The organism is Bacillus sp. B15-48 (assembly GCF_016879755.1).
Classification (GTDB): Bacteria; Bacillota; Bacilli; order Bacillales; family Cytobacillaceae; genus Mesobacillus_B.
The window spans coordinates 14,344-32,542 of record NZ_WOFU01000016.1 but is presented as its reverse complement, the minus strand read 5'-3'; the positions used below and the strand labels follow the sequence as shown (position 1 = coordinate 32,542).

Annotated in this window: 21 protein-coding genes and 1 riboswitch; of the genes, 5 read left to right on the top strand and 16 right to left on the bottom strand. The window is 37.6% G+C overall.

Going from position 1 to position 18,199, the window contains the following annotated elements; genetic code table 11:
* Window positions 1–111: 111 nt before the first annotated feature.
* On the bottom strand, window positions 112–630 hold the full coding sequence (locus GNT69_RS23645) for a GNAT family N-acetyltransferase (protein WP_203557450.1): 519 nt from the start codon (window positions 628–630) through the stop codon (window positions 112–114).
* A gap of 161 nt (window positions 631–791) precedes the next feature.
* On the opposite strand from GNT69_RS23645, the gene GNT69_RS23640 reads away from it, so the two are divergent.
* On the top strand, window positions 792–914 hold the full coding sequence (locus GNT69_RS23640) for a DUF4023 family protein (protein ID WP_203557449.1): 123 nt from the start codon (window positions 792–794) through the stop codon (window positions 912–914).
* 508 nt (window positions 915–1,422) lie between these two features.
* On the opposite strand, the gene GNT69_RS23635 is transcribed toward GNT69_RS23640, so the two are convergent.
* The 3 genes from GNT69_RS23635 to GNT69_RS23625 form a co-directional block, all read right to left on the bottom strand.
* Complete coding sequence (locus GNT69_RS23635; protein WP_203557448.1) at window positions 1,423–2,571, bottom strand: glycoside hydrolase domain-containing protein; 1,149 nt, start codon at window positions 2,569–2,571, stop codon at window positions 1,423–1,425.
* A gap of 143 nt (window positions 2,572–2,714) precedes the next feature.
* Entirely contained in the window at window positions 2,715–3,260 is a 546-nt protein-coding gene (locus tag GNT69_RS23630; protein WP_203557447.1) for a GDYXXLXY domain-containing protein, read from the bottom strand.
* Window positions 3,253–4,320 carry a DUF2157 domain-containing protein gene (locus GNT69_RS23625; protein ID WP_203557446.1) on the bottom strand — a complete coding sequence of 356 codons (1,068 nt, stop codon included), beginning with the start codon at window positions 4,318–4,320 and terminating at the stop codon, window positions 3,253–3,255. Before GNT69_RS23625 ends, GNT69_RS23630 begins: the two co-directional genes overlap by 8 nt.
* Window positions 4,321–4,510: 190 nt before the next feature.
* Here GNT69_RS23625 and GNT69_RS23620 point away from each other — a divergent pair, with 190 nt between their 5' ends.
* On the top strand, window positions 4,511–5,002 hold the full coding sequence (locus GNT69_RS23620) for a GNAT family N-acetyltransferase (RefSeq protein WP_203557445.1): 492 nt from the start codon (window positions 4,511–4,513) through the stop codon (window positions 5,000–5,002).
* A gap of 34 nt (window positions 5,003–5,036) precedes the next feature.
* Here GNT69_RS23620 and GNT69_RS23615 read toward each other — a convergent pair whose 3' ends face one another.
* The 4 genes from GNT69_RS23615 to GNT69_RS23600 form a co-directional block, all read right to left on the bottom strand.
* The gene (locus GNT69_RS23615; protein WP_203557444.1) at window positions 5,037–6,362 is read right to left on the bottom strand and encodes a hemolysin family protein; all 1,326 of its coding nucleotides are present in this window, start codon (window positions 6,360–6,362) and stop codon (window positions 5,037–5,039) included.
* 132 nt (window positions 6,363–6,494) lie between these two features.
* Window positions 6,495–7,265 carry a TerC family protein gene (locus GNT69_RS23610; RefSeq protein ID WP_203557443.1) on the bottom strand — a complete coding sequence of 257 codons (771 nt, stop codon included), beginning with the start codon at window positions 7,263–7,265 and terminating at the stop codon, window positions 6,495–6,497.
* A 24-nt stretch (window positions 7,266–7,289) separates the two neighbouring features.
* Window positions 7,290–7,553 (bottom strand): YkvA family protein, encoded by a 264-nt coding sequence (locus GNT69_RS23605; RefSeq protein ID WP_343206555.1) that lies wholly within the window; start codon window positions 7,551–7,553, stop codon window positions 7,290–7,292.
* A gap of 88 nt (window positions 7,554–7,641) precedes the next feature.
* Complete coding sequence (locus GNT69_RS23600) at window positions 7,642–7,800, bottom strand: FbpB family small basic protein (protein ID WP_203557441.1); 159 nt, start codon at window positions 7,798–7,800, stop codon at window positions 7,642–7,644.
* A 383-nt stretch (window positions 7,801–8,183) separates the two neighbouring features.
* Window positions 8,184–8,228: riboswitch (PreQ1 riboswitch) on the top strand.
* A 5-nt stretch (window positions 8,229–8,233) separates the two neighbouring features.
* Here GNT69_RS23600 and GNT69_RS23595 point away from each other — a divergent pair.
* The gene (locus GNT69_RS23595; protein WP_203557440.1) at window positions 8,234–8,719 is read left to right on the top strand and encodes a QueT transporter family protein; all 486 of its coding nucleotides are present in this window, start codon (window positions 8,234–8,236) and stop codon (window positions 8,717–8,719) included.
* Window positions 8,720–8,823: 104 nt separating this feature from the next.
* On the opposite strand, the gene GNT69_RS23590 is transcribed toward GNT69_RS23595, so the two are convergent.
* Window positions 8,824–9,747 (bottom strand): DUF1002 domain-containing protein, encoded by a 924-nt coding sequence (locus GNT69_RS23590; RefSeq protein WP_203557439.1) that lies wholly within the window; start codon window positions 9,745–9,747, stop codon window positions 8,824–8,826.
* 200 nt (window positions 9,748–9,947) lie between these two features.
* Between GNT69_RS23590 and GNT69_RS23585 the strand changes: the two genes are divergently transcribed.
* Window positions 9,948–10,088 (top strand): hypothetical protein, encoded by a 141-nt coding sequence (locus GNT69_RS23585; RefSeq protein WP_203557438.1) that lies wholly within the window; start codon window positions 9,948–9,950, stop codon window positions 10,086–10,088.
* A 67-nt stretch (window positions 10,089–10,155) separates the two neighbouring features.
* Here GNT69_RS23585 and sdaAA read toward each other — a convergent pair whose 3' ends face one another.
* Together sdaAA and sdaAB are read right to left on the bottom strand one after the other, a co-directional pair.
* Window positions 10,156–11,070: an L-serine ammonia-lyase, iron-sulfur-dependent, subunit alpha gene (sdaAA, locus tag GNT69_RS23580; protein ID WP_203557437.1), complete on the bottom strand. Its 915-nt coding sequence runs from the start codon at window positions 11,068–11,070 to the stop codon at window positions 10,156–10,158.
* Window positions 11,071–11,092: 22 nt separating this feature from the next.
* The gene (sdaAB, locus tag GNT69_RS23575) at window positions 11,093–11,752 is read right to left on the bottom strand and encodes an L-serine ammonia-lyase, iron-sulfur-dependent subunit beta (RefSeq protein ID WP_203557436.1); all 660 of its coding nucleotides are present in this window, start codon (window positions 11,750–11,752) and stop codon (window positions 11,093–11,095) included.
* 205 nt (window positions 11,753–11,957) lie between these two features.
* Between sdaAB and GNT69_RS23570 the strand changes: the two genes are divergently transcribed.
* Complete coding sequence (locus GNT69_RS23570; RefSeq protein WP_203557435.1) at window positions 11,958–12,278, top strand: hypothetical protein; 321 nt, start codon at window positions 11,958–11,960, stop codon at window positions 12,276–12,278.
* Between the two features lie 40 nt (window positions 12,279–12,318).
* Here GNT69_RS23570 and GNT69_RS23565 read toward each other — a convergent pair whose 3' ends face one another.
* The 5 genes from GNT69_RS23565 to GNT69_RS23545 form a co-directional block, all read right to left on the bottom strand.
* The gene (locus GNT69_RS23565; protein ID WP_239094441.1) at window positions 12,319–13,908 is read right to left on the bottom strand and encodes an aspartate:alanine exchanger family transporter; all 1,590 of its coding nucleotides are present in this window, start codon (window positions 13,906–13,908) and stop codon (window positions 12,319–12,321) included.
* 118 nt (window positions 13,909–14,026) lie between these two features.
* Window positions 14,027–14,347, bottom strand: a complete 321-nt coding sequence (locus tag GNT69_RS23560) for a nitrous oxide-stimulated promoter family protein (RefSeq protein WP_203557434.1) — start codon at window positions 14,345–14,347, stop codon at window positions 14,027–14,029.
* Between the two features lie 434 nt (window positions 14,348–14,781).
* Window positions 14,782–15,882 (bottom strand): LolA family protein, encoded by a 1,101-nt coding sequence (locus tag GNT69_RS23555; protein WP_239094440.1) that lies wholly within the window; start codon window positions 15,880–15,882, stop codon window positions 14,782–14,784.
* Window positions 15,872–17,350, bottom strand: a complete 1,479-nt coding sequence (locus GNT69_RS23550) for an ATP-binding protein (protein ID WP_203557433.1) — start codon at window positions 17,348–17,350, stop codon at window positions 15,872–15,874. Before GNT69_RS23550 ends, GNT69_RS23555 begins: the two co-directional genes overlap by 11 nt.
* The gene (locus tag GNT69_RS23545) at window positions 17,347–18,051 is read right to left on the bottom strand and encodes a response regulator transcription factor (protein WP_203557432.1); all 705 of its coding nucleotides are present in this window, start codon (window positions 18,049–18,051) and stop codon (window positions 17,347–17,349) included. The genes GNT69_RS23550 and GNT69_RS23545 overlap by 4 nt, the downstream gene beginning before the upstream one ends.
* Window positions 18,052–18,199 lie beyond the last annotated feature (148 nt).

The following is an 18,199-nucleotide window of genomic DNA, read 5'->3' as shown; positions in this document are numbered from 1 at the left end:
TAATAAAATATGCACATTGGACAATCCTGTATAGTTAGGAACCACAGAGATTTGAAAAAAGATGGTGTTTCCCCCTTTTGATTCACTATTTCATACTACAATCATTAATAATCAAAATAATTTTTCATAGCAATAATACTTTTCATGTCCTTTTGGCTTTCCTTCTAATTCAATTACTCCAGTGCGGTTATATCCTCTTTTTTCATAAAAACGGAAAGCTGCTTCATTTCCTGAGTATGCATCTAATCGTAAAACCGAATATCCTTGTTCCATCGCGAATTTCTCCGCGAAATTCAGCATCTTTCTACCATATCCCCCACCTTGCACGGATGGATGAACACAGAAAGAATGAAGAATAAGAATCTTTCCTTCGACTTCAGTCCAGTTGGCCTCTTTCCACTCAGGTGTTTGCCATTCATCTAAAACCATTGCTCCTTGTATTTCACCATCAATTTTTAAAACAAATAAATTCCCATCTTTAAAGGCCATTTCAAAATAGTCTTGATTAGGGTATTGCTCGTCCCATTGCAATATGCTGCGCCGCTCAAGATAAGATTTACAATCCTCAAACATTTCCGTTATCAGAATAACCTCATCATTTTTTGCACGTACGATTAGACCGTTTTCCATTTTAGGCTCCTTTTATCTAACGTTTCTTTATTAGCTAACATGCATCGTATTTTGACTAGCTATATACAGTTTTTCCATTTCTTTTGCCGACATTCCTACAGTATGTGTTCTTCCGATCTGGTTAAAATAACTAGAGATTTATTTTTCCAAGGAGGGTCAAAATGGATAGTACAAATGAATTTTTAAATAAACTTCATGACAAACAACAAAAAGATGAAAAAAATCGCAAACGCCGAAAAAACAACCCTAGTGAAAAGCTTCCGACAAATCGAGATAAGCGTTAATGGTTCGTTAAAGAAGGAATTAACAGACTAAATCAGGGGGGTTCTTCATCCCCCCGCTGATGGTTAGTCACGCTGAACCCGACTACCGATTCTTATTGGTTGAAGCCCTTAGAAGCGCCTGTCACACTGGGATTAGTTGACAATTATTTCGGGCTGAGCCCAAAGAAAAATCTTTTTATTGCTAGTACAGGGATTAAACGTGTTTATGAGGCTAGTTTTTTGCTAGTACTTGGATTAAAGCAATTTTCGGGCGTTTTTTATTGCTAGTACAGGGATTATATTGACGTTTTGAACTCAGTTTATTGCCAGTACTCGGATTAACACCTCTTTTCACAGCGTTTTTTTACGAGTACTAGCAATATATCAATGAAATTTGTTGTTTTTAATACGAGTACTTGGATTAAAAAACGCGTTACCAGCATTATCGTTCAAAAAGCCCTTGGTCAAATGTTCATAAATGAACTCTTAACTTCTTTCTTCTGAGCGTTTCCCTTTTGTTCATTATTATTTACCAAACAACATCTAATAGCGAACTGTTGAACCAATTTGTATCAATATTACAAGTTTCCGCATCGATTCCATATTGCCAGCCACCAATTAATGCATTCTCTGGTGCTTCTGGGGCATATTCTGGGGCATTCGCTTCTGTCGTTATTCCAACATTCGGTACAGATGTCCAAACAAACGTGTTTTCGAATAACTCGTTATTCTCTTGACCAGCTTGTTCAAATGCTGCAGAAAGTTCCCGCTCGGCATCAAATAGTCCGTAAACCCCAGATGCATATTCTGACTCACTCATTACCTTATACCACCCTTTAATAAATTCGGAATCAACCGGATAGATTGGCTCAATATTGGCAAAAATCGCAATCCCTTCAGGAACTCCGAACTCGCGTGCCATTTCAATTGCGGCGCTTGCCTCATTCCGCCCATTGTCATAACCTGTTGCATCCGTAAAATGATTCCAAATAACGAGAATCCCAATTCCATTAGCATGCAATCGTTCTGCTTCCTCATGAGTTAAACCTGCGGAAACACCTTCCTTTTCGCCGAGGTAACGACCCCAAATTTCTGGTGAGCCGAAGTTTTCTGCCACACATGTTAACATTTCCTCAGTCGTTAAACTAGCTGAATCGACACCCCAAACAATTCCCTCACCATTTCCATCTGTATTTCCTTCTTTATTTTCACTCCCATTACTTGATTGTTCATTTCCAGTTTGATTTTCTCCATTTTGACCGTTTTCGTTAACTTCTGAGTCATTTCCTTCAACATTATTTGAAATATGATTTGTGACATTCACATTTACATTCACTTCGACATTATTTGTGACACTATTGTCAATCTGGTTGTCATTGCTATTATTTATGTTATTGTCAATCGTATTACTAATATCAGCCTGATCACTGTTCGTATTATTTTCAACATGATTCGTAACATCCGCTTTGCTTCCATCTATTTGATTCTGGATATTATTCGTTACATTACTGTCTCCAGTTGTAGTTCCGTCCTCTATAACCCCTTCAGATTCATTAGCTGGGGGTATATCTTCAGTTGGTTTCGATGCCGTTGAGTCAATAAATGTAAATAGAAAGAACGAAATGATGATTGTACAAAAAACCGCAAAACCTATCGGTAAAAATCTCTTGGTTTTCAACTCCTCACCCCTTCCTTTTCATTTCATGGCATCGTATGTGGAAATCAAGGGTGAAGTGAGTTCAAAATTAAATATGGATATAACTACCAAACATAAAAAATAGAATGAACCAAGAGACATTTACCCTTGATTCATCCTATTTTTCATTCAATAACCGTAAGATCAGTAAGATAAGCGTAACCATTTTTTACTTTGACAGTGGCGTGAATCTTTCCATTTCTAGAAGCTTCCTCTAATTCTAACCCGGTATTGTCTTCAACAAAATATTTATCGAGGCTATAACGTATGAAAGCAACCTCTTTTCCCTCAATCCTTCCATCCCAAGTTGGCCCAATATAACTTAATCTTCCCTTTAAATAAAGATCAGTATCTGGTTTAATTAAGCTCACTTTTGTTGGAACATGGACGGCATCTTGAAGCTCTAAAGAAACATAAACTTCTATATTATACATGCCTGTATCGAGCTTCTGCCGCACTTCTTTTTCAACGAGCGAACTCGGAATCTCCTCAGCTTCATATTTTAAAGACACATAGTCGCCCCGAAACAAATCTGTAGGATCAACTGGAATCGTGCGAAGAATAACTTCATCCCCGTTTAGCAGTGTATACAACGGAGTGACCGTCATTCCAACTAAAATGACAACGGGAACAAGACAAGCTAGAATCAATCGTTTTGTACGCTTAGACATAGGTCTCCCCGCCTTTCTTCCTTTGCTTTTCAAAATAAAAGCCGAAACCGAGCAGAAGAAGACCACCTATGATGAAGACGAGCGATTTTGGTAAAAAGTCAAAGGTGTAATCAAGATAATAGCGAAAAATCATCATACATAGAAGGATAATACTTAATAAGCTGCCTTTTTTAATGAGGAATAAAAGATACAATAGATAAACAACCGAGAATGGGATATGGAACCAATCAACCGGCCAATTCACTCCAAATGAAAGGACGAGTGCAGCTCCACCCTGAACGAGATATCCTAGTAAAATATAAATCTCTTCAATTTTTGGTTTTAAGTAAGCGAGAACCATTCCGATTAATAAATAAATGAGTCCATATATATAAGCTGTATCATTGAAACCGGAAAGGAAAAAGTTAAGAATTGATGCTAAAAACGTTAATTGAAGTAAACCATTTACAAATCCCGTTGCACTTGAGAATCCAATCGCCGAATTAAGGTAATAGATAATGGCAATCCAGAGCAGAACCCAGTATGGAATCATTTGACCACTTAAAATCGGCTGATCCGTCATGTATATAAGAATTAATAATGAGGAAAATAAAAGAATCCATTTATCCTTCAGCACCCATGCAATAGGCAAAATACCTAATGACCACCATAAAAATGCATCTTGGAAATCTCCACCAAAGTGAAACATCTGACCAATGAGGAAAATGCCTGCACCAAAAACGATGACACCAAGATAATAAAAACTTTTTGCCGTTTTTGGAAATTTATTTTCTAGAAAGTAACCGGTAAAAAAGCTACCAAAATACAATCCAAGAATAAATAAAAACTTTGTTAGCTTGCTAATTTCTCCCCAGTTACTGGCAACGAAACTAAGAATGCCTGCACCAATTAATATCGACCCAACCGTTAATAATGTTTTTGTAAAAGATATCCGTGTTACTTCATAATGGTCTTCGATTTCCTCCGTTTTGTCTGCTTCTAAAACTCCTGTTTTTTCTAGGTATTGCAATTCTTGTTTCAAAAAACGAAGTTCATCGGCTTTTATTTTTCGCTTAGACATCTCTTCTCACTCCTTTCATCTTCACTAAGTATCCCGATGGTAAAAATCACCTCCTCTACTAGATTTGACGAATGTTTTCGTGTTTCTGTTTCATTTATAAAAAAATTACCATTTCACATGAAAGAAGAGTACTATTAGGCTAGAATATTTACTAGTTAATCATGTTGATTGTGCATCAGGAGGGAAAGAAATGAAGATAAGAGATGCAATGATTGAAGACTTGCCATCCATGCTTGCCATTTACAACGAAGCGATTCGTAATCTAACGGCAACCTTTGATTTAGTTGACCAGACGATCGAAGAACGCGAAAAATGGTTTCATAAATTTAATAGAAAATACCCTTTAATTGTTGCTGAGCATAATGGGGAAATCGCCGGTTACTGCGGCCTATCTGCTTATAATCCAAAAGCAGCTTATGCAAACACAGTAGAACTATCCATTTACCTATCAGAAAAACATCGCGGATATGGGATTGGCGGAAAACTTATGATGGAAGTCATTAAACGGGCTAAAAAACTGGGATACCATACAATCATCGCTGGAATTACTGAAGGAAATGACGCAAGTGTCAAACTACATGAAAAATTCGGGTTTGAAATTGCCGGAAGACTAAAAGAAGTAGGATATAAATTTGGTAAATGGCAAAATGTCCTTTATCTCCAACTGATTTTAAATGAATGAAAATCGGCCCCCTGCTCTAGGGGGCGTACTAGTTTTACATTTTGTCAACCTCTTCAAAAATTATTTGTTCGGTGACTTTTACACGAATAATCCGCTTATTTGCCATTTCCTCAATAGCAAAAATAAAATGATTATATTCTAAGACTGGACGTTCAGCGGTATCAGGGATGTACCCAAGTTCACCAATAATAAACCCGCTCAATGTATCGTAATCCTCAATTGGAAGTTCAATCCCCAGCACTTCCTCTACAACGTATAAATTTGTCGTTCCTTCCATGACATAAGTGAACGGATCAATTATTTTAATGTCGGCGATTTCCTTCTCTGGTTCATCATATTCATCAAATATTTTGCCGACAATTTCTTCTATTAAATCTTCGATTGTTACAATTCCATCAACCCCACCATATTCATCGATAGCAATTGCCAAATGAATATTGTTTTTTTGCATTTCTCTAAATAAATGGTCAATTGGAGAAGATTCTAAAACATAATGTGGTACCCGGACCATCTCCTTTAAGCTAAACGCATTTCGGTCACCCGACTCAAGAAATTGAATTAAATCTTTTACATGGAGAATTCCGATAATATGATCCATACTGTCTTCATAAACAGGAAATCTCGTATATTTTTCTATATTTACGTAATGGATTGTTTCTTTAAACGAAAAATCTGCCGGTATTGCTACAATATTTGTCCGGTGAGTCATAATATCTGATACCGTTTTATTATCAAATTCAAAAATATTATTGATCATTTCTTTTTCCGTTTTCAGAATCGTTCCCTTTTCTTGCCCCGCGTCGACCATCATCCTTATCTCTTCTTCTGTTACATTCTCTTCCTCTGTACGTGAATCAATGCGAAAAAGCTTTAGAAACCCATTGGTCGTTATGTTTAAAAGTTTTACAAATGGAGCCGTCCATCTCGTTAACCATACTAAAGACGTTACCGTCATAAACACAATTTTCTCTGCCTTTTTTAAAGCAATCCGCTTTGGAATTAATTCCCCAAACACTAAAATAAAGTAAGATAAAACCAAAATAATAAGAATAATTGAAATCGTATGGAGTAACCGCTCCATTATCGGCAAATCAAAAGTAGCAAGAAAGTTTGTGACATCGTCGGCAAAGGTAATAGCAGCAAATGCACTAGCTAACAAACTAGTAAGTGTAATGCCAATTTGTATTGTTGCAAGGAAATTCCTTGGCTCTTTAAGTAGTTGGTGAACTAATTTTGCTTTTTTGTCGCCATTATCAGCCATTTGCTTTATTTTATTATCATTTACTGAAATAAATGCCATTTCCGCCCCAGCGAAAAATGCATTCATCACAAGTAAAAGAACGAAAATACTGATTTCCATCCGTTAACAAGACCACCTTAAAAATGTAAGTTCATATATTCTTTATATTTTTGTTACCTATCACACTTTTCATGCATACGTTAAAAGAAAAGAGCTGCCTATTCTTAAGCAACTCCTCTTCTCACATAGCTGTTAAACAGCTGTTTGTTCTTCTGTTTTTTCTTTAGATAAAAGCCAGCCACCGGCAGCAATGAGGATCAGGACAATATAGAAAGTAAGTTTCCAGACTGTCGAATGAGCAAACTCATAAGGGATTATAGCAACATCTGGATGGCCTAGTGTTAATACTGCTAATTTCACACCTACCCAACCAACAATAATAAAAGCAGCAATCTCCAACCCCGGTCGCGCATAAAGCAATTTTACAAAGAGGGTAGCTGCAAATCGCATGATAATGACACCAATCAATCCACCTGCAAAAATGACGAGAAATTTCCCGCCATCCATTCCTCCGATTGGCGGCAGGTTCGTATTCGGAAGTGTCATCGCTAATGCTACAGCCGCTAAAATTGAGTCAACAGCGAAAGCGATATCTGCGACTTCGACTTTTATAACTGTAGCCCAAAAGCCAGATTTCTTTTTGGAAATTCCTTCATGATTATCTTCTTCTTTTCTAAATATTAACTTTCGGGTAATATGGTTAATGGCAATAAAGAGTAGGTATAAAGCACCGATCGCTTGTACTTGCCATATATCCACAAGAAAAGAAATAACAAACAGGGAAAGAAACCGAAAGACAAATGCCCCGGCAAGCCCATAAAACAAGGCTTTCTTCCTTTCCTCTTCTGGAAGATGTTTCACCATAATTGCTAATACGAGAGCATTATCCGCTGCTAGTAAACCTTCGAGCGCAATTAATACTAATAATACCCATCCGTATTCAACTAATATTGACAGCTCCACCAGTAATTCCTCCTCACTCCACTTTTATTTCTTATCATGGAGATGATATTTGGATTTTAATGTTTCCGGAGCCCACTTGACCATTCTTTCAATAATTAACCCGATAATTACCACATCATCTACATATCCCCAGAGAAATAGAAAATCTGGAATGAGATCGAAGGGAAAGAATGTGTACGTAAGAATGAGCAAACTACTAAGTAGTTTTTTATAGGATTCCACTTCCTTCGATAAAAAAAAGTCTTTTATAAAGGGAAGTGATTTCCAGAATTTAAGGACAAATTTCATCCTCATGAAAAATTTCCACAATAAAATCACCTAATTCATTCATGATAGAAATGTTAATTCTAAGCTTAATCTGTTTTTTAATTAACGTTTACTTTTTCTGTTTCAACATCATGACCATACTTTTTTTTGTAATTGCATGTTTGGCATCGAGTCGTTCTTCGATTTTTTTTAATTGTGCCTGATCATTCAAAATTTCTTCTTTATTTTTTTCAATCAAATCAGTAAATGTAATTTTTCTCTTTTTCAATTTCTACCTCTCTCCTCATAACGAAATGAATATTTTTAATAGTTAGCATGATAATGGTAATAAAAAAACCTTCACCAGGACATGGTAAAGGTCTAAAACAATAAAAGACCCCTACCAGTAGGTAAAGGTCTTGCTAACAACGAATAACGCTGCCAACAAAGCCGGGAGATTGTTTCCGAACCTCCGAAATGACGACTTTGCTGTAAAAGCTACTCCCCTTTAGGAGAACTATTCAAAATAATATCTTTACTATAAACGAATCTTCGAACCTTTGTCAAACAGAAATTATTCGATTGCCGAAGTAATATTTCATTCATGAAGAAATATAATCTTGTCATTACGATCATAACATCTTATAATAAAATATTGTTTTTCGAGTATAACTCGACGTGGTTCGAAACCATCCCACGAAAAAAAACTAAGGAGAGATGAAATGAATATTCGATCAATCGTTAGTAATGGAATTGTCGCCGCCTTATACATCGCGGTTTCAGCTATTATCCAACCTTTTGGTTTTACCAATGTTCAATTCCGTGTATCAGAAATGTTTAATCATTTAATTGTTTTTAACAAAAACTATTTTTACGGAATTGTCCTTGGCGTCTTTTTAACAAATTTATTTTTTTCACCGATTGTCGCCTATGACCTTGTATTCGGCGTGGCCCATTCAGTCCTTTCTTTATTGATTACGATTGCAGCCGCCCGTTACATAAAAAGCATCATCGGCTTGATGATTGTCAACACCCTCGTGTTTACCTTTAATATGTTTATTATTGCATTCGAGCTACAACTCGCCTTTGAATTGCCATTTTTATTCACCTGGCTAACGACCGCCGTAGGAGAATTCGTGGTACTTGCGATTGGAATCCCGATTATGTATGCAATTCATAAGCGCGTAAACTTCACAAAATTGATATAAAGGCCATTGGCCGCATGGTTAGGGCAGGTTGATGAATTGATTGTTCGTATTTTTCCTTTTAAATGAGCAAAAGTGCAGGAGAGAAATCCTGCACTTTGTTCTTTTTATGAGAAGATATTTTTTATGCTTTCGATAAGATTTTTAAAGAAATCTGATACGGCTTGAAGGAAACCTTTGTCTCCTACAGCTTCACTAATCCGTTTTTGAATATCTTTCGTAAGATTTTCAAGTTGTGATTGAACTTGCTCAAAATTAATATTTAAACTACGCATTTTTTCAAATAACTCAATCAAAAGCTGGCGGTCCTCTGGACTAAGCTGGATATCTAGTGATTGTAACTTTTCATCAATAATTTGGCCAATCTCCTCTGCTGAACGCGGGTTTCGTTCAGCGATTTCTTTCTTGATTTCTGTAAGCATTTCACTTACTTTATCCTGATCCAATCCTTCTTTTTTAGCAAATTCGGTCGCTAAATTTAGCTCTTCGTTGGCAACTTCTGTTCGTTCTCTACTTAAATTAGACCCTTCAGTTTCATCGTAAGCTTTGTAAATCCCAACGAGTGCAGAATGACCAGTAACTTTAACTGGCGAAGCAACCTCAACAATTGCTCCTTCAACTCCTGCTGTTAACAGAGCATTGGCATACATTTCATCATTCACTTCAGTAATATTTTCTGGTGTTACCTGGTTAATAACGAGTCCATTGCTTGGGTCTTGACGAGTAATTTTCGCTGAAGAATACATATTTGAGTGACGATCCCCGTCGATATAGTAAACAAGGTCTTCTCCTGTAACCGTAATTTCGCGAACCTTGCTTGGGTCATGAACACCTAATAACTCCCGTACTTCGTTCCGTTGCGCTTCTGAAAGAGCCGCACCATAAACGACAACCGGCAAGCCATATCTTTCATCAATCGCATCCGTGTCACCGCTATTGTCTGCAGAAACGGATTGAAGCATTCCTGTAAATAAAACGATAAGTGCTAAGATTCCAAAAGCTACTCCCTTAAAATATTGCATCAACTTCATTCATGACTCTCCTTCATAGTTAAGATTTATCCACTTCACTTACTTTAAGACGAAAATGAATAAAATAAGTTTCAAATGCGAATCTTTCTCCATTTTTATCATGACCATCGTTTATGTTTTCAATTAATGATGTTTCATTCTAGGCACTACTTAATCGTTTCAAGCTATTTTGGAAAGGATAAAAAGAGGGAGGAATTTACATGCTACATGTTGATAAAGATTTTATAAAAAAACATAAAGATAAGGCCTTAAAAGATCGAATGAGCGCGCGAAATACCCCTAACTTCATATCATCAACGATGAGACGCTTAGCTTTTATGGAACAAGGACGAAAGCGTTAAGCGAAGGAAGCACACCAACTTTTTGATGTGCTTCTTTTTTAGTGATTAGGCGAGAACCCTCGTGACTTCAGTCATGAGTTGTTGACGAAAGGTAATCTTTTAATTTTGCTCTTGGTTGCCCAAATATTTCAGCCGCCAACTTTCGACCTGTTGGCGTAGCTGCCAGTCCGCCCTCTCCTGTTTCTTTTAAAGACGAAGGCATTGTTTGCCCGATAGTAAACATGGCTGCGATAACCTCGTCACAAGGAATTCTACTTTTTATTCCCGCTAAAGCCATATCCGCTGCTGTTAACGCACTAGAAGCCCCAAGCGCATTCCGCTTCACACATGGAACTTCTACTAATCCCGCCACAGGATCACATACTAGACCTAACATATTTTTCAATGTAATTGCCATCGCCTCAGCAGCTTGTTTCGGTGTTCCACCAGCCATTTCAACCATTGCCGCGGCCGCCATTCCTGCTGCCGATCCAACTTCTGCCTGACATCCCCCTGCAGCACCGGAAATCGAGGCATTATTGGCAACGACAAAGCCGAATGCGGCAGCCGTAAATAAATACTCGATCATTTCCTTTCGACTCGGATTAAGCTTTTCTTTCACCGCAAACAGCGTTCCCGGAACAACCCCTGCAGATCCGGCAGTAGGGGTCGCACAAATGACTCCCATAGCAGCATTAACTTCATTCGTCGCCATCGCTTTACTAACCGCATCTAATACTAATTCTCCGGACAAAGTCTTCCCGTTCTTAATGTATGTTTGCAATAAAACGGCATCGCCCCCAGTTAAACCTGTTTGGGATTTCACACCACTTAGCCCACGCTCGACGGCCTTTTCCATCACATATAAATGATCATCCATTTTCGTTAAAATTTCTTCTCTAGTGCGTCCTGAAACTTTAATTTCTTGCCGGATCATCACTTCAGCAATTTTCCCTTGATGCTGCTCTGCAAGTTGAACAAGTTCCGCTACATTACGAAACATAATTAACCCTCCTGATGCTTGCTTATTCTACTATTTGAATGACTCTCGTGACATGAGTAATTTTTTTAAGTTCGGTAATCACCTTTTCCTCGATTTTTTGATCGACTTCAATGACCATAATCGCCATTTCTCCTTTTTCTTTACGCGCCACTTCCATATGACCAATATTAAGTTTATAAGTAGCTAAAAGAGAGGTTACTGCAGAAATGATTCCAAATCGATCGTGATGCATGACAAGAATCGCTGGGTCGCCAGATAGTTTTAACTTAAATGAATTAATCTCAGTAATTTCGATTAACCCGCCACCTATTGAAACACCAATGATCTCCATTTCATTGTTATCATCCATTAAGGTTAATTTTACTGTATTCGGATGTTCAGGCACCGCATGTTCTGGACGGAAAATCACGTTCATTCCTAGCTTTTCTGCTATGTCTAATGAATTCCGAATCCGTTCATCGAAGGTATCAAAATCCAACAAACCAGCTACTAATGCCCGATCAGTCCCGTGGCCTTTATACGTTTTTGCAAACGATCCATAAAGAGAAATAATTACTTTTTTCGGTTGCTTTTCAAATAATGTACGAGCAACCCTTCCAATTCGCGCAGCACCAGCTGTATGTGAACTTGAAGGTCCAATCATGACTGGACCAATAATGTCAAATGCGGAGCGATAGTTCATGTCGAATTCTCCTTTATTCCTTTATATAGTTTATTCTCTAGTCAAGGTTTTTGATAATAAAGGCATCTAAAATCCCTTCGTCTTGTCTTAAAACAGAAAAAAGAATAGGGCCAGCATGATATAAATTGAAGTACAGCTGGTTATAACAGAAGTAAGGGGTACGGTAGCCCTCACTGAAAAAACAGAATACGGGAGCGGATTTTTTTTGCGCGGAATTTATTTTATCAATGACCAAATAACAATAAGTGGATTCTCAAGAGAGGAAAGTTTTTATCTACAGGAACAAACATTATTGAACTTACTTGAAAAGCATGATATTGACGTTGTTGCGCTCAATCCTTACCAAATATACAATTACTACACAATCTTACATGCATTGTTTTATGATTTAAAAGAAACAAATACACAATTGGATTGTTTTCTATTTTACTCTCCTGATGTTATTAACGATTTTATGCATACATACCCAGCCCGATGGCTATTAATTAAAAGCTATTTTAACAAGTGCATAGCTGCTAATTCCTGAAAAGTGTCGAGCCAACAATTGTGCTCGACACTCATCCATTTTATAAGAAGAAAATCAATATTTGCGCTGTAATTGCAACAAAAATGAGGGCAAATGGATAGGCTGCTGCATAAGCGATTGCTGGTTCATCCGAATTAATCAACTGATTGACTGCCCCCAATCCTGGCGTACTTGTCATTCCACCACAGAGAGCTCCTAGTGAATGGGCCACGCCTAAACGCAACCATTTTCTTGCCAACAGATAGCCTGCAAAAATAGGAGTCATGGTGATCAAAGTTCCCCCAAACACTAAGCTTAGTCCCTCCGTTTTCACCACTTCCACAAGGCCTTGTCCAGCCGTTGTCCCTGCACCTGCTAAAAATAAAACGAGGCCGATATCACTAATTACTCTCGTAGAAGGTTGAAAGTAACGTGCTTGAATCGGACCAATTTTTCCGAAATGGCCAATAATCAAAGCGACAAATAATGGCCCGCCAGCTACACCAAAGGTAATGGTTCCAAGCCCTGGTAAATGAATCGGAATCATTCCAACGATGACTCCGATTAATAAAATAAAACTTAAAGATAAAATATGAACATTTGTAACGGTTAAGTGATTTTTGCTAAATAATGTCTCTACTTTATTTAAGCGGTCTTCACTGCTGACAATTGTAACGACGTCTCCTCTTTCTAGTCGCCATTTCGGATTTTGATTATACTCTAGCCCAGCTCGTTCAATTCTCGTTATCGTTACACCGTATATGCTTCTTAAGCCTAACTCCTCCAAATTCTTTCCAACAAATTCATCAGAATCAACAACCACTTTACGAAGCTTAATATGGTCGGAATTATTAAAGTTTGTTGCTACTTGCACACCGATATCTTTACAAAGCCTCTCTAAGTCCTTCTTTTCTCCAATCGCAACAAGACGATCTCCTTTTAGAAGCACGGTATCATTTAAGGCAATAATATTTCGCACCCCGCGGATGACCCGACTAATGACTGTATTGTAGCGGTGAAGTTTCAGTTCCTTTAACGTCCGTTTATTTAATAATCCATTAGTCACTTCAATCGTCATTAATTCAGGGGATGCTTCATTTCGCTTTGGACCATTCGATTCGGCTAAGTCCTTTTTAAAATCAACTTTTAAAATTCGTGGGAGGAGCTGAACAAATAATACAACGGCAATCACACCGAATGGATAGGCAATTCCATAACCAACAGATGCAAGCGGATCATCGGTCGCTTGGATGGCGGCAGCTAATCCTGGCGTACTCGTAAGTGCCCCCGTCATTAGGCCAATACTTAATGCCGGAGAAAAATGAAATACCTTCGATACGATGACGGTAACGACCGCCGCAATCAGGACGACTAACAAGCCGATAATCCCAAAAATGATGCCATTCGTACGCATCATGCGGAAAAATCTCGGACCAGCTTGTAAACCAACGGCAACGATGAATAAGCTAAGCCCTAATTGTTGCACTGTACTAGATATTTGGTAACCAAAATGACCAAAAACCATCGCTACGAGCAGAACACCTGAAGAACCTAGACTAATCCCTTTAATGCTTGCTTGCCCAAAAATGGAACCAAGAAATAAAATAATAAATAATAATGATAATTGATCATTTAAAAGTGAATGAAACAAAATAAAATCCTTCTTCCAAACGATATAGTTTAGACCTTACCTAATAGTATGAGTAAATTTAAATCCTTAAATCCTAAATGTATTATATATTTTGTGAACATTTAAACAAGGGGAGAGATCATTTTCCTCTATCTAATAGATGTTTTACCGAATAGATCGGATGATAGGCAAGCATCCATGGACCGGAATAGCGCATCACTTTGTTTATCCGCTCACTATATACTATTTTGTAGCAATGGACCGAACAATTGGAACAGGCACCTTTATTTTCACCATATGGACAGAGAGAAAGTCTTTTATGGGCGTAATTTTTTAGATCTATACACTCTGAACATAATTCATGACTAAGGTGCTTCTTTCGACAATATATCATAATCATCTTCAAAACGGTTTCTTTTTCTTTCAGGATATTTGGACCATTATTCCTATTATTCCCCATATTTAAGACCTCTTTTCCTAAAAAGATTTTCCGCCATTAACATAACGGTAACATATGTATTTTAGAAAAAATGAGGGAAAATCTAAACAAAATATGTCACATCATTCAATCGTCCTATTCGTCACGACGTTTTCACAATCTCTGGATAATTAGTGCGAAATTTGTCAAAGCATTTTCATTGCTATCTGGAAGCGTTTTCAATTATAATGATTACAGGCGGGTGGCATGCGTGGCTACCATGGTATTTGGCGTAGGTGGGGCCGGTACTATTTATCATGTAAAGAACACATTTAACTTACTAGTACAAAACTTTAAATGGACCCAGAAAAGAACCTCAGCCTTTTCTGGGTCTTTATTTGTTAAAACTCATTAGCGGATATTAATTGAGAACGCAAAAATGTTTTTAATCAAACCGTTTTAGTGATTTAGCTTATTTAATTTACAGGAATCATCGTCTCAGTTCGTTCTTTTAACTGATCGATCGTCAAGGTAGGATCAATAAGAATAATGGAATAAGTTAAATCGTTTTCCTGCCAGTTAAGCATACGGAAATCATTCATTTCCATATAAGAAGCCTTTTGATCACGTACTGTTGTTTTCTGTTCACCTGGAAAGCCTTCGCCTTCAGAGAATTCCTCTTGAGTTGGAAATACGCTCATCATGAACGCTGGTAAGCCATCTTTCTCATAATCGATTGCTACTTCATTTCGGTTTATTTCGCCTTGCAAACGAGTCAATTCGACATTAGAAATTACCAAGCCTTCAACTTCAGGGAAATAGAGAAATTCTCCATCAAGGCTTGTTGCTGCCTCAGCAAGCGTCACTTCACTTGTATTGTTTATGTCCTCGAGATTTTCAATTTCAGCATCTTCAGGTAACTGAAGAGCAAAGATATCATCAGCAATATCGGCATCAAACTCAATCTTCGTATACACCATTTCCACTTCTGAATTTCCTGATTTTGAGTATATTTTCAACACAAACCAGTTTTCCTTATCAATCCAAAGTTCCTGATCTCCAAATAAAGAGTTTTCTGCTTCAGCCTTTGCGATAATATGATACGCCATGCGACCAGCTATTTCCTCTTCTCCGTTTAATGTCACCTCATGTGTATCACGGGTCAATTTTAATAATTGCTCTGCCTGTTCCTTAGGTGAAACATTATTTAAAGGGAAAAGATCTTCGCTTTCGATGACAAAGGCTTTATTAATCTCAGGTTGGTAACTAATCAATTTTGTGCCATCATTAACGGCGATGTTCACGTTACTTCCATCCGCATTTTCTGTTTCCGTACGTCTTTTCCCTTCCTTACTTACCCATTCTTTCAACACTAGTTTCTCGGCCTCTACTCCTTGCTCCTTCGTCGTCATTGCCGCTTCTGCATAATAAGTTCCTAGGCCTTCTGGTTCTTCTAATGCATTGCTAATCACTTGTTCCGGGGTAAACTGGTTCACCGAATCAGAGGAACAGCCAAAAATCGTCATCATCATCACTCCTATTAAACTGATTATTCCAGCTAATTGTTTAAAATTCATTACATACACCTTCTTTTTTTATTTTAGGTAACCTACAAACAACACATGTCCCTATTTCTTCATGCGAGAACACTTGGACAGTGCCATGATGTTTTTCAATGACTTGCTTTGTAATACTAAGACCTAAACCTGTACCCCGAGCATCTCTTTTGCTACGTGCCTGATCAACCTGGAATAGCGGTTCAAACAAATGAACGATTTTATCTTTAGGAATCCCCTTGCCTCTATTTTGAACGATAAAAAACACACTATTTGGGGCTTTTAACAGCTCCGAATCTTTCATAAAATCAAACAGCCAGCCTGGTTTTGACAGATTACTAGAAAAAGCCCCAATCCATAGTTGCCCGCCAATCTCACTATGTTGAATTGCATTACTCACCAAGTTATCTGCAACCCGCATCATTTGTTTCGGATTTAATTCGTAATTTCCGGTTACTTGACAATGAACGGCCAACTGAAGCTTTTTGTTTTTACATAGAGGTTCGTAATCTTCTACAAGCATTTCAAAAAATTCACTGCCATCAACTTCAACGAACTCCAACTCATATGTTGGTGACTGCAACAGAGTGTACATTAATAAATCGTCTAGCATTTGCTTCATGTAATTGGCTTTTTCGATGATGATCGTTCGGTACTCTAGCTGTTGATAGTCTGATTGTTTCTGCTCTGGTGTAAGTAGCTCAGCATAGGCACGAATCGAAGTTAATGGTGTTTTCAGATCATGTGAGATGGTTGCAATCATATACTCTTTTTCTTGTTGTTGTTTTTCAATTGCCTCTCTAGCGGCTTCAATTTGCTTTTTCATTGCATAAAAATGGGCCGTAAGTTCGCCAATTTCATCTTTTTTCATGGGAGTCTCGTTAATGACTTGATCATTGGCAAATGAGGTCATTTGCCCCATTAACTCTTTTAATCTTTTATTTAATTTTCGATTAACTAAGACAGCTACCACCAAAAAAATCAGTGCAAAAATCATGATAAATAAACCTAATATATACCAACTTCGATTTTCGACACCTGTGACCCATTCCTCCCTAGCAAGTTGTACTTCGAAGAAACCGACAAGCTCATTTTGTGCGAACACAGGTTGCTTATAGTCAAAACTACGATACCCTTGTTCAAGCGAATATAAGTTTTCATATAGTGCTTCTTTATTTAGGGCAAATTGTATTGGCACAGCAGCCGGATCCGATGAATAGAGAACAAGACCATTTGGATTAAACAGGGCAATTGAAACTTCTGAATGAACGAGCTGGTCTACATCTGGTCGCTCGATGTTCGGCTTGTATAAATCAGGGTTATCAAGGACCGAAATAATCGTCTGCAACTTTCCGGTCATTTGAAAATACTCGGAAACTTTTTGATCATTATGATAGGATTGAATCCAGGCAAACAAAACATATACAGCGGCCAGAGGAAGGATCATCACAATAAAATAGGACAATAACAACCAAGTCTTTATCTTCACAACGGTTCTCCTATAAACCGATACCCTTTTCCCCAAACCGTTTGAATAAAATATGGATTCTTAATCGGATCTTCAAGCTTCTCTCTTAATGATTTAATATGAACGGTTACCGTATGCAGGTCGGATACATCTAGTTGCTGCCAAACATGTTGATATAGTTCACTTTTTGAAAAAGTTACCTGGAGATTCTCCGATAAAACTTTCAATAAATCAAATTCTTTTCCTGTTAAAAGGATCTCTCTCCCATTTCGGATCACCTTATGTTGATCCCAATAAATGATCAATCCATTTGCATATTCAGTTTTTTTAACGTCTTCTGTTAATTGACCATTATAACGCCGCCAGCGGCGAAGCAATGATTCGACACGTGCTTTTAGCTCGATTAAGCTAAACGGTTTTGATAGATAATCATCAGCACCAAGTTGAAGGCCCTCAACTTTGTCTTCATCCTCTTTTCGAGCACTAATAATCATAATTGGAACGTCACTTTTCCAACGGATATTTTTACATAATGTAAAGCCATCCATTTCAGGTAACATCAGGTCCACTAAAACGAGATCATAGTTTGCCGTTTGAAAGTCCTCCCAGCCTTCTAAACCCGTCGTTGCCCAAGTGACCTCAAAGCCTTCCCGTAATAACAAGTCCCTGACAACGCGCGCAATCTCAGGGTCATCTTCAACAAGTAATATTCGCGAATTCATATGACTTCCTCCTGTAGATAAATTTAGCATGATTAAAGGGAATTTCAGCCAATTTTATACTTTCTTTATAATTGATTTTTAAGAAGTAAACGATTCATTTTAACTTTCTCTGAACAATCGTTAATTCTATATTTCATTTCACCATTAT